This window comes from Haladaptatus litoreus (assembly GCF_900156425.1).
GTDB classification, from domain to species: domain Archaea; phylum Halobacteriota; class Halobacteria; order Halobacteriales; family Haladaptataceae; genus Haladaptatus; species Haladaptatus litoreus.
On sequence record NZ_FTNO01000001.1, the window covers coordinates 1,398,337 to 1,411,271 of the forward strand.

15 protein-coding genes, 1 tRNA gene and 1 pseudogene are annotated in these 12,935 nt (G+C 59.5%); 4 read left to right on the forward strand and 13 right to left on the reverse strand.

Annotated features, from left to right (window positions below):
* Nucleotides 1-45: 45 nt before the first annotated feature.
* Nucleotides 46-354, forward strand: coding sequence for a Sec-independent protein translocase subunit TatA/TatB (locus BW974_RS07330; protein ID WP_175609639.1), 309 nt, complete (start codon nt 46-48; stop codon nt 352-354).
* 33 nt (nt 355-387) lie between these two features.
* Nucleotides 388-460: transfer RNA gene (locus BW974_RS07335), tRNA-Arg, on the forward strand.
* A 138-nt stretch (nt 461-598) separates the two neighbouring features.
* On the opposite strand, the gene BW974_RS07340 is transcribed toward BW974_RS07335, so the two are convergent.
* The 3 genes from BW974_RS07340 to BW974_RS07350 all read right to left on the reverse strand — a co-directional run bounded on the left by BW974_RS07340 (nt 599) and on the right by BW974_RS07350 (nt 2,261).
* Nucleotides 599-937, reverse strand: a complete 339-nt coding sequence (locus BW974_RS07340) for a DsrE family protein (protein ID WP_076429344.1) — start codon at nt 935-937, stop codon at nt 599-601.
* 68 nt (nt 938-1,005) lie between these two features.
* Complete coding sequence (locus BW974_RS07345) at nt 1,006-1,368, reverse strand: hypothetical protein (RefSeq protein WP_076429346.1); 363 nt, start codon at nt 1,366-1,368, stop codon at nt 1,006-1,008.
* An 83-nt stretch (nt 1,369-1,451) separates the two neighbouring features.
* A complete protein-coding gene (locus tag BW974_RS07350) occupies nt 1,452-2,261 on the reverse strand; it encodes an ion transporter (RefSeq protein WP_076429348.1) in 810 nt (269 codons plus the stop codon).
* 127 nt (nt 2,262-2,388) lie between these two features.
* Between BW974_RS07350 and BW974_RS07355 the strand changes: the two genes are divergently transcribed.
* A complete protein-coding gene (locus BW974_RS07355) occupies nt 2,389-2,871 on the forward strand; it encodes a hypothetical protein (RefSeq protein ID WP_076429350.1) in 483 nt (160 codons plus the stop codon).
* 24 nt (nt 2,872-2,895) lie between these two features.
* On the opposite strand, the gene BW974_RS07360 is transcribed toward BW974_RS07355, so the two are convergent.
* The 3 genes from BW974_RS07360 to BW974_RS07365 all read right to left on the reverse strand — a co-directional run bounded on the left by BW974_RS07360 (nt 2,896) and on the right by BW974_RS07365 (nt 3,686).
* On the reverse strand, nt 2,896-3,267 hold the full coding sequence (locus BW974_RS07360) for a DUF7522 family protein (RefSeq protein ID WP_139328830.1): 372 nt from the start codon (nt 3,265-3,267) through the stop codon (nt 2,896-2,898).
* 95 nt (nt 3,268-3,362) lie between these two features.
* The gene (locus tag BW974_RS25485) at nt 3,363-3,515 is read right to left on the reverse strand and encodes a hypothetical protein (RefSeq protein ID WP_175609640.1); all 153 of its coding nucleotides are present in this window, start codon (nt 3,513-3,515) and stop codon (nt 3,363-3,365) included.
* A 39-nt stretch (nt 3,516-3,554) separates the two neighbouring features.
* Nucleotides 3,555-3,686: a transporter gene (locus BW974_RS07365; protein ID WP_076429354.1), complete on the reverse strand. Its 132-nt coding sequence runs from the start codon at nt 3,684-3,686 to the stop codon at nt 3,555-3,557.
* Between the two features lie 119 nt (nt 3,687-3,805).
* Between BW974_RS07365 and BW974_RS07370 the strand changes: the two genes are divergently transcribed.
* Nucleotides 3,806-5,386, forward strand: coding sequence for a DUF7289 family protein (locus BW974_RS07370; RefSeq protein WP_139328831.1), 1,581 nt, complete (start codon nt 3,806-3,808; stop codon nt 5,384-5,386).
* Here BW974_RS07370 and BW974_RS07375 read toward each other — a convergent pair.
* The 7 genes and pseudogenes from BW974_RS07375 to BW974_RS27490 form a co-directional block, all read right to left on the reverse strand.
* Nucleotides 5,383-6,144: a DUF7289 family protein gene (locus BW974_RS07375; protein ID WP_076429357.1), complete on the reverse strand. Its 762-nt coding sequence runs from the start codon at nt 6,142-6,144 to the stop codon at nt 5,383-5,385. The genes BW974_RS07370 and BW974_RS07375 overlap by 4 nt on opposite strands.
* Nucleotides 6,141-6,620, reverse strand: a complete 480-nt coding sequence (locus tag BW974_RS07380; protein ID WP_076429359.1) for a DUF7266 family protein — start codon at nt 6,618-6,620, stop codon at nt 6,141-6,143. Before BW974_RS07380 ends, BW974_RS07375 begins: the two co-directional genes overlap by 4 nt.
* Nucleotides 6,617-7,561 (reverse strand): DUF7261 family protein, encoded by a 945-nt coding sequence (locus BW974_RS07385; protein WP_076429361.1) that lies wholly within the window; start codon nt 7,559-7,561, stop codon nt 6,617-6,619. The genes BW974_RS07380 and BW974_RS07385 overlap by 4 nt, the downstream gene beginning before the upstream one ends.
* A complete protein-coding gene (locus BW974_RS07390) occupies nt 7,555-8,235 on the reverse strand; it encodes a DUF7288 family protein (protein WP_245799950.1) in 681 nt (226 codons plus the stop codon). The genes BW974_RS07385 and BW974_RS07390 overlap by 7 nt, the downstream gene beginning before the upstream one ends.
* Nucleotides 8,229-8,687, reverse strand: a complete 459-nt coding sequence (locus tag BW974_RS07395) for a DUF7287 family protein (RefSeq protein WP_076429365.1) — start codon at nt 8,685-8,687, stop codon at nt 8,229-8,231. The genes BW974_RS07390 and BW974_RS07395 overlap by 7 nt, the downstream gene beginning before the upstream one ends.
* Before the next feature lies 1 nt (nt 8,688).
* The gene (locus BW974_RS07400) at nt 8,689-10,719 is read right to left on the reverse strand and encodes a type II secretion system F family protein (RefSeq protein WP_076429367.1); all 2,031 of its coding nucleotides are present in this window, start codon (nt 10,717-10,719) and stop codon (nt 8,689-8,691) included.
* Nucleotides 10,716-12,430, reverse strand: a pseudogene (locus BW974_RS27490) (type II/IV secretion system ATPase subunit); the annotation flags it as partial. The pseudogene BW974_RS27490 and the gene BW974_RS07400, both read right to left, overlap by 4 nt.
* Nucleotides 12,431-12,935: the final 505 nt, after the last annotated feature.

The following is a 12,935-nucleotide window of genomic DNA, read 5'->3' on the forward strand; positions in this document are numbered from 1 at the left end:
GAGCAAAAAGCCTATAATTGCCAATGGGTAAGCAACTGGTAGAGGATGTACGAAATGATACCACTATTCGGGCCGGTTCCCGGTGGGATGGAGCTTGCGGTGATTCTGCTCATCGCAGTGCTTCTGTTCGGTGCAAACAAGATTCCAAAACTCGCGCGCTCGACGGGTGAGGCGATGGGCGAGTTCAAGAAAGGGCGTCAAGAAGTCGAGGACGAACTCCGCGAGATGCAGGATTCCGGGCCGTCCGATTCGCCGTCATCCGACGCGAGCGAATTTGACGACGAACCACGCCGCGCTGACACCAGCACCGAAACCAGCACCAACACCGAAACCGAAACTGAATCCGGACAGTAAGCGTTTTTCTGCGTCAGTTTGTGCGTTTATCTAGGGCGTGTGGCCTAGCGGATAGGGCGAGAGGTTCCTAACCTCTCGACCGCGGGTTCGAATCCCGCCACGCCCGTTTCCTTCGCTACGCTCAGTCAACGAGCGTGGCTTACCCCCACTCGCTTCACTTCGTCCGCTCGCGGGAGTCCCGCCACGCCCGCTACTTCGTTGTGAGCGAACGCGAACAAGAAGTAGCGGCGCGTAAGGGTTCGAACTACGGTCGCATGTACGCGTAGCCCTCGTTTTGCAGTCGCGTGACTTCGACAGCACCTTCCGGAACGGTTTCGATGCCGTCGATGAGGTCGGATTCGTCTAAATCCATCACGTCGAGGGTGTTGCTACACGCTTTGAACGGAACGCCGTCATCTATCAGCGACCGTACCTGTTCTTCCTCGTTCCCCCCAGCAGTGATGGCTTCGATACCGCCCGCCTGTGCAACGACGGCAACGTCGTCAATCGTTCCACTTTCGTCGTCAAGGAGATTTCTGGCGATTGCGAGTGCGGTCTGCTGTTCGCTTCCGTCGCCGGAAACGAGGTGAATTACGGATTGCATGCGTGGACAGGGAAAGAGAGCGATTGGCTAATAGCTGCTGGCCTTCGCGGAGACGGTTGACGGCGAACCTACTCGTCGGATTCGTGCGTCGATTCCGAGTTGCCGTCTTGCAGTTCGTCCGTCTCGTTTTCCGTTTCGGACTGCACGTCCTCGATGTCGATTTCCGAATCCAGCTGCTCCTCGTTGATTGCGGATTCGAGCGTGTCTCTGTCGGTTACGGCGTCGATTCCGTCTTCTTCGACCGCAGACCGAATCGTCTTCACGTCGATGGCGGTTCCGGCGTCCTCGCTCTTTGCGACCGACTTGACCGCACGCTTTACCGCGAGATAGCCGACCGTTCCGGCACCACCCGCCACCACCGCACCCGGAATCCCGTACCGTTTGTAGCCGAACTTTGCCGCCTTCTTCCCTACCGTGAATGGGCCAATCATCGTACTCAGTACAGACCTCGAAGCGGCCTAAGCGTTGGGCCTGCATTCGAAAACGAACCTATTCCTATCGTCCGAAACCGTGCTCACTCCAACTCGTGCAGTTCGTGTTCGGAAACGTGTTCCCCGCAGTGCGGACAGGCGTATTTCCTCTCGTGCTGTGACTCCTCCACGAACCCCGAGGCTAAAATCGACGCCGGGAGCGCGAACAGGCCGATTCCGATAACTGCGACGACCGCACCCAGCAGTTTTCCAAGGGGGGTCACCGGATGCACGTCGCCGTAGCCCACAGTCGTCAGCGTCACCACGCCCCACCACATCGCGGCGGGAATCGAACTGAACATCTCCGGTTGCGCTTCGTGTTCTACGAAGTACATCAGCGACGAGGAAAACAGCAAAAGGATGCCGCCAACCGAGGAGGCGATGAGGAAATCCTCCTTCTTGTCCGTAATGACGGTGACGAACAACCGCATCGACCGGGAGTAGCGCGCGAGTTTGAACAGTCGGAGGAACCGAAGCAGGCGGAGCATCCGCAGGAACCGCAGGTCGAAGAAAAACCCGAGGAAGAACGGCAGGATGGCTAACAGGTCGATTATCATGAACGGCGAGGTCGCATATCGCAGTCGCCCCCAAACGGGATGTCGGTATTCGGAATGCTCCGTCGCGGCCCACAGCCGTCCGAAGTATTCGATGGAGAAGATGACGACGCTCGCCAGTTCGAACAGGTAGAATTCGGCCTGATACGCCGCGTAGAGCGGTTCGACCGTTTCGAGGATGACGGTTGCGACGTTCGCAACGATCAGCGCGAGGATGAACGAGTCGATGTACTGTCCGATTCGCCCGCCTGCTCCGACCTGAAAGAGTTGATTCACCCGATGACGAGTCCGCCGATACATTAGCGGGAGTTCAGAGGATGCTATGATAAATGTACACGATTCCGGAAATGAATCGCGGACCCCTCCCGCCGAAAGGGCTAATCGAATCCCGAGTGTAGCATAGCCGAATCCGTGATTCGTGATATCAATGACCAATTCAGAAACGAGACGAAATCTGCTTCGCCAACTGGCCGTCACGGGTGGTGCGCTCACAGCAATCGGCACGGCGGGAAGCGCAGTTGAGGGCACAAAAAACCGAACCCAGACCGCCAACGAACCAACCGATGGGTCGGCAAAGTCGGCAAAGAAACTGTACACCTGCGATATCACTACAGAGGACGACTCCACGCCGGATGTGAACGACCGATTCTTCCTCGAACGGGTCGAAGGAACCTTCGGGCCGACGAAACCGGACTGCTTCGAAGAGGAAACCCTGCTCTATCGGTATCTGTTCACGGCGATGGAAGAAGGCAAAGCTCGTGGTCGGCAAGGAGTCGTATTCGCTCCACCGAAACGACTGCCACGAGCTGTCTACCGAATTGTCACCATCTTCACCTGCGTCGATTCCCCGAGTGGGTTCTGTGCGGTGAAACCGTTCTACGGGGTCGTCGTCCGTCGTGTTTCCCGGTGAATCCGGCGTATTGAGCGAAAAGAATCACGCTCGTGTCTGCATCCATTCGGTGCACACCTCGACGATGGGGAGAAGCGGCACGTCGTCGTTGTCAAACGCGACGAACAGCGCTCCGGACTCGCCGGGGAACTGCAAGACGACGGCCGTATCGAAGGTGTAGAGTGCGAAGTTGAGCGCCCCCGCGCGAAACACGTTCTCCGCGTCTTCTCGTGGTTCGTCCGCGAGCAGGGATTCGCCGTGAATCCGGTTGAAATCGGCGGGCGTGAAGCGTCCGGTTACGTCCTCTCGGGTGTACAGCATCTCGTACCCGCCGTCTTCTCTGCTGGCCACCGTCTGAAGTGCGGAACCGAGGTGGGATTGCAGGGCGGCCACGAACGCCTCGTCAGAGTCGAACACGATTTTACGTTCGGCAAGCGGAACCATCAACGTTTGTGATGGTTCGAAATTGGCCACCGCCGAAGCGGCCTACTTCTCCCGCTTTGACGCGATTCTCATTCGATTCGCTCGATGTCAGTGGAATCGCAGTACGGACAGTTCAAATCCGGCAGTTCGACGGCGTACCGGAACGTCCGTCCGCAGTAGTGACACCGGTATTCGTCCCCCTCTATCGTGAAAATCCGTCGTACCGAATCGAACAACCCCATTCGAAACTGTTCTCCGCACAGTCACTTAACGTTCGTCGGCTACGCGCTACTTAGCAGTCGCATCGCCACTCCGATGAGGAGGACGAGCAGACCGAGTCCGGACGTTATCGGTTCCGGAATGAAGAACATGACGACACCAGCCAGCATTACGATTGTCGAGATTCGAGCCATGCAATGATTTCGTCGGTGCAGGATACTACCTGTTGTGGCTGTATTTGCATCCATTTTTAAAACCAGTTCAGTTGACTTTTCGACGTAGCTTTATACAGTTTGGATTATGAGTGCATAATATGACTAGTCGGGGAATAAATACGATTTCGAAAAATCAACGGGGGCAATCGCCACTCATCGGTGTCGTCCTGATGATGGGTTTGGTCGCCATCTCTCTGGCTGGCGTCCTCCTCATCGGTTCCGGGGCCGTCTCGGAAATTCGCGGGTCGGTGGAGGTGCAGAACGCGGAACACACGATGCGCGAGGTGGATGCTCGCCTGAGCCAAGTCGCGTTCAGCGCGAACGACGCCCACACGTTGGATTTCAGCGAACAGAACGGCGACACGGAAGTGACCCGAGACGGGCGTATGACCATAACCGTCGTCAACGGGACGAATCAGCCGTGTCGAGAGGAAATCGAGTTCGGGGCAATCGAGTATCGAGGTTCGAACGGCGAAGTCGTCGCGTATCAAGCGGGCGGCGTCTGGAAGCGCACCGACGGGGGAAGCGTGATGCTCTCGCCGCCGGACATGCAGTACCGAAACGGAACGTTCAGTTTCCAGATGGTGAACGTCACCGGCTCCGTCAGCGGGTCGGTCACGCAACTCCACGCGAGCAAGAACGCGACCGCATCGCGGGCGGACAGCCAATCGTTCCGGGAGACGTTCAACAAAGCGCGGTGCAACCCGCCGGACAACGCGACGCTCACGGTTCACAGCGACTACTATCGGGCGTGGGGCGATTTCTTCGAAACCCACGTCGATGACGGCGTGGTGACCGTGGACGACGGAAACGAAACCGCATCGCTCACCGTCATCCTGAGCGGTTCGACGGCGGAGAGCGGCGAAAACAGTCTCAGTGCTCGGCAGAACGCCTCGGTTACCGTGGAAGTCCTCGGAACGGAGATTTCGTCCAGAACCGATACGTCGTGGGAACAGAACTATACGACCGGCGAGTGGGAGCGACACGGCAATAAATACAACGCGCCCATCAACATGCGAATCAACATCGGCGACGACACCTACGAACCGTGGGGCGACGGCGTGGGTTCGTCTTCGGTCATCAGACACGACATCAACGACCCGACGAACGGCGAATATTATCGGTTCACGGAGAACGTTACCGCGGGCGACGCCATCAGCGTCGAAGGAACCGCATACGACATCGGTTCCGTCGATAGCTACTCGTCCGCCGAAAAGCGCCTCAACCAGTTCGAGTACAACGGCGACACTTACGACTACGTCTGGGAATCCTATCGCACCGACCGAGAGGGTTCGATGATGACGAACATCGTCGTGGACACTGACGGCCGGGGCGAGAGCGAAGGAAACGTTGTCCTCCTCGCGGACGGAATGGCGGTTCCGAACTACGGTTCGGCCAACGAAGAACAGAGAAGCATGTCCCAAATCCTCGGCACCCGGATGAACGAAACCGGTTTCCTCGACCTCGACCCGAACGAGTTCGTCCTCGTGTACGAACTCTCCTGTGCCGACGCGACCACGGACGACATCGACAACCACTACAAATGCGGCAGCGGCGACCCGGACTACAACGACGCCGTCGTCCTCATCTCCATCCACGAACACGGAAGCGTGGCTGCGCCCGAAGACTTCAGAATCCACGTCACGATGAATCAGGTCGAAATCGAGAAGAACGACTAGTTTCGCACGTCGAACCCGACCACTGTTTCGCGGACGAATGCCCGACGCGTCGGGCATTCGTACCACGTACCGTCTTTTTCCCAGCCGTTCGATTCGAAGTAGCGATTCCACGCCTCGCTGTTCGGCGACGACTCGGCTCGTATCCGAACCGTCGTCGCGGCAGTGTCGTCCTGTCGTGCTCCGCCGAGCGGAAACAGCAGTTCGGTGTCCATGGTTCGCCCGACGACGAGCACCGACCCCTGTTTGCTCACGGAGGAGATGTCCCCGGTTTCGTTTATCGCAACCGCTGAGACGATGGCCCTGTCGGGCGTGCAGTCGAAGGCCGGACGACGAACTACCCAGCTTCCGGCCTCGCCGCCGCTGAACACGGCCCCGGATTCGTACCGAACCACTCGGTCGTTGACCGTGTAGACGAGCGCGCCTTGTCCGAGCGTTCGGTTGATTTCGACCGCCGTCGGACTCGTCTGCTCGACGCCGATTCTGAGTTGTGTCGTTTCGTTCACCGCAATCGTCCCGCCGCCGAGTCTGACTTCTCCAGCGCGCGCTGGTGCGCGATTTCGCTGGAGGTCGTCGAACGTCGTTGCGAGCGCGGTGAACGCTCGCTCCGCGTTCTTCGACTGTTCCATGTCGCGGGCGTCTTCCAGCGACCCGACGCCGCTGACGTACAGCAGACCGACGGACGCCACTATCATCGAGAAGATGAAGACGAAGCCGAGCAGTTCGGTCGCGGCACGGTCGTCGAACAGTTTCTTCGTCATGGTTCCCCCAGAACGAGCGTTTCGTTGGTTCGGTCGTACTCGATGACGACATCACCGCCGACGACCCGGCCGGGGCTAACAGCCGTCGCGTTGTCGAACGGAACCGTTACGGTCACGTCGGCCGTGCTCAGTACGAGACACTGCGGATGGGTGCAGGGATTTTCCCCGCCGGTTTTCAGTTCGACGGAGTACGGCGCGCCGACGATTCTGCGGGGATGACTCGTCCGTAGGCGAACGTCCGGGTTCGTTCCGGCCTGCACGAGATGGTCAACGCTCGTGAGTTCCCCGGCGATTCGCTCGCCGACGACGCCGAGTTCGTTTCGAGTCGCCTGCTCCTGTTGGCCGCCGACGAGTCCACCCGCGGCGGTGATGAGGCCGCTCAACAGAATCGTGGTGATGGCTATCGTCAGGACGTAGGTGACCGTGGTCGAAACCGCGCGTTCGTCTCTCGTGGGGAGGGTGATAACACGTTTCATGGCTGGTACAGCGTGGCGTTGAACGTCGTTCGGTAGGTCAGTTCGGGGGTCGTGTAGGTCAGTCTGGCATCGAGTTCGTAGACGGCGTGTGTCCGATACGGCGACTCCGACGACTCGGAGTTGACGGAAGAGGGCGGAATCTCGGCGTCGGTTCCGTTGAACAGCACCGAGTAGGTTCCGCTCGCGTTCGCCCCGTTCTCGTATTCGATGTCGTAGTCGTCGCCGACACCGTCGGCGAACGGGAACGAACACTCCGACGCACTGCCGTTTCGAAGGTCGATACGAACCTGCTCGCTCGTCACGGTGCACGTCGAGGAAGCGGCGACAGTGGAACCGTCTGTCCGCAGGACGACATCGTCGTCTTGCCGGAGCACGGAGAGATTCCAGTTTTCGCTTCTGCCTTCGACCTGGATTCTGAATGCGTCCGAATCGGTCGTCGCCAACGACGACCGATTCACCGAGAACAGGTATCGTCGCACGTCGGCGTTCCGGGCGAGCGTCCAGTTGCTCTCGTTCGCCGCATCTACGAACGCGGCGCCGGAGTCGTGTTCGACGCCGTTTCCAACCGTCTGGTTGCTGACTTCGACGTGGAGCGAGGCCGGGGTTCGCCTCGCCACCGTCACGCCGAGGAGCGTCTCGTACTCCGCGATGCTCTCTGCGACGGCAGTTCGACTCTCCGCAGCGGAGTCGTGGCGCTCGGCGTAGTTCGTGCGATGAACCACTGGTTCGATGTCACCATCCACGACGAGGGCGATGTCTCGCGCATCGCCCGTCGTCGCAATCGGTTCACTGTTGGTGACGTTCTCGGTGTAGAGCACGGTGTTGAGAACGACGACGACGGCGACCAGCGAGATGGCGATGACGACCGCCCCGACGAGCAGGAGTTGCCCCCTGTCGTCGCGTGCGAATCGTCCGAAGAACCCGATTTTTCCGCTCACCATGCGACGATGCGCACCTCCACGACGTTGTAGACGACGCCGTCGCTCGCGTCGTTCGCGTAGAACTCCTCCGGGTCGAGTTCGGCGAGCGTTCGATTGTCGGCGTTCTCGGGCCCGGTGAGAGTCATATCGTCGTACAGAACGACGGTGTGGGTCGCCACGACCGCGTTCGAGGACGGAACGCCGCGGTAGACGACACGCTCGGTGGCGGTTTCGGTCGGGTCGCCCGGCAGTCGGTAGGTGACGTAGAGGTTGTAGACGTAGCCCTGTCGAGTCAGCGTTGATTCGAGCGTTTCCCCGAGCGAATCACAGGTCGCGTCCGGCGATTTCGCTGGCGCACAGGGCGGTGCGTGGCCGTAGCCGACTTCGGTTGTGTTCGCATACGCAAAGCCGCCGGTTTCGTTTCCGTTGCTCGCGTTCCAGTAGCGAGTGAGGTTTTCGACCGACCCGTCCGCCGCACCGATTCGCAGGGCGTCGTTCGTCTGAATCCGCAGTTGAGATTTCACGTCTTGGTCGACCGTCCCCGCCGTCGTAGGGGTCAGAACGACAGACTGCAATGCGAACAGCAGTGCAGTCAACACGATGAGCGCGCCGACGAATCCTTCGAGGGTGTACGCCTGCGCTCTGTTGCCCATCCTGTTCCGCCTTCTCCTTCCGCCCTTCTCCCCGTCTACCATACTCTCACCGTCAGTCGGTATGCGTCGTCGCTGATGACGACAGTTCGACTCGATGCCGCGGTCGGTTGCCCGTCGAGCGAGTCACCCGCCGTCGCTGCGACGGCGGGCGACCCGACCGCAACAGCATCGTTCGTGTCTGGGTCGGAAATGCTGACGTTGACCCGTGCGGTGGCGGGGAAGCCGAGAGTAGCGCGGAGGTCGTCGCTTTCCGGATTGTCCTCGAAAAACGCCGCCGTTCGGGACTCGTTCAGCACGTTCGGCGTTTCCGGCGACGAAAGCGTTTCCACGAGATGTCCGGCACCGCGGTCGGCGCGGGCCGTCGTCGCGTCGTCGATGGGCGCGGTGAACGGCGCGAAAACGCTCGGCAGAAACGCGACGACGAACGTCACGGTCAACAGGAAAACGCTGATGCCGACGACGTAATCGTTCAGGGTTTGGCCTCGGTCGTCCATCTTAGCCCACCAACATCCAGACGGCCAGCGCGATGGTTGCGAGCGTTACCGAGAACTTGACTCCGGAAAGGAGGTCTGCGTCCCGAATGTAGCCACTGATGAACCCCGAGAGGATGGCTTGGATGGTCACGGCGTGGAAAAACAGCATCGAGAGGGCGTCGGTATCGACGCCCTCGCCGAGATTCATCCCGGACGAGGAAGCATCCGACCCGCCGCCCGCCTGCTCCGACAGTCCCGCCATCACGTCCAAAAACTGCGTCTTCAGGATGGCCATCACCGCGAGCAGTGTGAGGTAGGTCATGATGATGATGACAACCTGCATTCTGGCGCGGGAACGTCGCTCTCTGGCGATGTCGTCCTGATTCTCGCTGGTCTGGGCCGCGGTCGTCAGGACGGCGGTAATCTGGCTCGACGCCTCCTGTGCCTTGCTGATGAGTTTGACCGTTCGCGCGAGGCGAGGCAGGTGATAGCGATTGTTGAACTCGATGAACGCCGTCTCCATGCTCATCCCGTAGTTCACTTTCGCGTGAATCTGGTCGAACTCGCTCGCGAGTTTGCCAGTCGAGGTGTCCGCCACGGTTTTGACGGATTCGAGCAGGGTCAGTCCCGTGTCGTTCGCGCTCGACAGTTTTCGCAGGTCGTCCGAAAGCTTTCGCAGTACCGACCGCCGCGAGTGGATGTTCCACTCGCGGAACACTGCCAGCGGAACTCCGTTCACGTACAGCGGAACGTAGACGAAGACGAACGTCGTCCAAACCGGATTCGCGACGAATCCGCCCGGGGAGGCCGGAAACGCGCCCGTCCACACCGCGCTGGCGACGAGCACCAACGACGCCGGAATCGTGATGCCGAGTACGAAAAGCGGATTGTCGCGGAAGAAATAGTGCGGGCGCTTCAGCAGTTCGACGGTAGTGTGAGTTCCCTCCCGACTCTTGATTCGGTCGAAGACGGAGTAGTTCCCGACAAATTCCTCGACCAGACCGAGGTGGAGCAGTCCGGCACCCGAGACGGTTTCCAGTCGGTCGTCATCGCCGGGGTCGAGGTAGCCACTGCCGGGTTCGTCCTGTTTCACGGTGGAAACGAGGACGAGGAAGCCGACGCCGATGAGCGGAATCAAGCCGTACACCGTCGCGTAGAGCAAGGTTTCTTTCGCCTCCCCCATGATGCCCATGATGACGAGGATGATGATGAGCAGGAGTGGAAAGAGCGAGAGGGTCATGTACATCTCGCCGAACAGTTCCAGCGTTTCGAGCGTCAACTCCTGTTCCTGCTTGGCGGTTCGCATGTGTTTTTCCTTCTTGTCGTCCAGAAATCCGGTCATATCACCGCCGCTGTTGACGATGGAGAGCATGTCCGTGAAGAACTGACCCAACTCGTCGCTGGGCGTTTCGAGCGACCGCTTTCGGATGGCGGTTCGGTAATCCGTATCGAAATAATCCGTTTCCTGCACGATGCTCTGGAACTCACGGGACACCTCACCGTAGGTGTCGTCGGCTTTCGCCATCGCCTCCAGAATTTCCAGTTGATTCAGCCCCCCAATCGAGAGGGCGTATATGAACGAAATCGCATCCGGAAGGAGCATGTTGATTTCACGCTTTCGCGCGCTTGCTCGACTGTAGGGGATTGCGACGACAGTTCCGAACCCGCCCACGAATCCGAGCGTTCCGAGAACGACGCCGGTTCCGACAATCAGTGCGGGAATCTTCAGCGCGTTCAGCACGTCCGCAGTCGCACCCGTGACGGGCACGCCGAGCCAGACGCCGCCACCACCGATGAGTCCGAGCGAAACCAATAGATAGCCGAGTAGAAGACCGACGAGCCACAGTACGAGTCCTGTGAGGGTACCCACTGCAAGACCGCGAGAGAGATACAACTCCGCGGTTTCCGGCATACGAGCCTCGGCGAGTTTGTCGTCGAGACTGCCGACGAAATCGCTGTTCTCCGAGAACAGTCGGTCGTACACCGGGTAGAAGGTGTCCGCAAGCCTGTCGGCACTCGTTCCGTTTCGAGACGTGGCGGAGCCGTGACTCATTCCCCGTCCTCCGCGGTAGACTCTGGTTCCTCGTTGTCCGCGACCGTCGCCTCCTCGAACTCACCGAACGGGTTGTCGCTCAGAACCGACGAGGGATGGTGGTCGCGGGGGTCGTCGTCGCGGAGGTGGTCGTCGTGGCGACCGTCGCTACGCAGGCGGTTGTCGTCTCCGGACAAGTCATCTGAATCAGCGCGAACCGATTCGGAACGAATCGGTTCGCCCGCGGGTTTCGAAGTGTCGGCCAGCGCAACGGCGAGGCTGTCGTCTCCAACCTGCACGTCACGGTACTGGTCGAACAGCACGTCTTCCGCCTCGGCGAGGATGTCCTTCGACAGTTGCGCGACTTCCTCGGTTGGGTCGGGTCGCGGAACCATCTCCTCTTTTTTCGGGTCGATGTCGATGAGAACGCTCTCCATCTCGCGGAGGTCGGCGAGACTGTCTTCCAGTTCGTCGTTTGCGACCAGCGCGAGAATGGTGTCCGGGTCGTTGATGAACGCCTGAATCGTCGCCGCGACCTGCGTGTAGCCGTTCAGGCCGTTGTCGAGGAGGTAGGCGAGGATGGTTCGGAGCATGAGCAGTTCGGATTCGAGTCGCTCCTGCGTCCACCCGCGGTCGAACTTTATCTCTTCTAGCGTGTTCGATCCGGTGAGGCGTTCGTGTTCGTCGGTTTCGGCGCGCCACTGGAATACGTCTTTGACGTTGATTTCGTCGTTTTCAGTGTCGTAGTGGTTGATTTCGGTGAGCGATTTCGTGCGCCTGACTTTGCTCCCTTTGACTCGCGTCTGGGTCTGTACGGAAACCAAATCGAGCGCCGTGAACAGCGTCTTCGAGACGTTGATCGGCTCTGTGGTGAATCGCTTCAGCACCTCGCCCACGGTGTCGGCGTGGAAGGTCGTGTAGGTCGTGTGCCCCGTGGACATGACCTGAAAGAGGGTGCGACCTTCCTCACCCCGAATCTCACCCATCACGATGTAGTCGGGTCGCTGGCGGAGTGCGGCCTCCAGCAGGTCGAACTCGTCCACGTCGCCCCTGTCGTCGTCGGAGAACGAGGGTCGGGTGACGCTGGCAATCCAGTTTCGCTGTGGTAGTTCGACTTCGCGGGTGTCTTCGATGGAGACGATTTTCGTACTGCTCGGGATGAACAGCGACACAGCGTTCAGGCTGGTCGTCTTCCCGGAGGCAGTACCTCCGGCGAAGATGAGTGACCGGTGGTTCTCGATTGCCAACCAGAGGAAGCCATTTCTTCCAGCGAAAACGTGTTCCAGTTGATGAGGTCGAGGGGCGTGAACGGCACGTCCTTGAACTGGCGGATGGTGTAGTTCGTTCCGTGGTCGGAGACTTCCCTTCCGAGGGTCAACTGCGCACGGGAACCGTCGGGAAGCGTGGCGTCAACCTGCGGTTGGCGCTTGCTGATACCTTTCCCCGACCGCTGTGCGAGTTTGACGACGAAGTCGTCCAACTCGCTCTCGCCGTGGTGGACGTTGGTGATTATCTGCTCGTAGTCGGAGTGGTAGACGAACACCGGGGAGTTGTACCCGTCACAGGAGATGTCCTCCACGTTGATGTCGTGTTTCACGCCGTCGATTCGCTCGTAGCCGATGAAATCCCGTTTCAGCAGGTAGAGCAGTTTTTCGACTTGGTACTCCGTGAGCGTATCAGCATCCTCCGCCAACAGCGCCGGTTCGGGTCGAGCCATGATGCCGCCGAGTTCGCCACCCTCGTCGTCCACCTCGTGTTCCTCGATGAGCTCCTCGATTCGGGTTCTGACTCCTCGACGTCGGTTTTCGTCGCCGACGTGTTCTGCGAGCAGGTCGTTCCAGCGGCCTTTGAGTTCGCCGAGATGGCCCGCGGAGTCGGCGTCTTCGAGCGCTTCTTCGTCGGTTTTCGCTGGAAGATTCGTGTCGGATTTTGCGGAGGGCGTCGCTTTTGACTCTGTCACCGATTCGATTTCAGTGGTGTCGCGCAAATCCGACGCATTGGATTCGCGTTCGTATTTGTCAACTTCGCCCTCATCCGCTGTGTCGTCAGCCGACTGGTTTGCATCCGGTTTGTCCGTATCTGCGTCCGTCGATTCTTCATTCTGCTCCTCATCCTCGTCTTCGACTGCTTTCTCCGCGTCCTCCTCTTCCGACTCCGATTCGTCTGCACCATCTTGGATTTCCTCCTCCGGTTTTCGGAATCGTTCGAGATAGGGTTCTACCTCCTCGCGGAGGCTG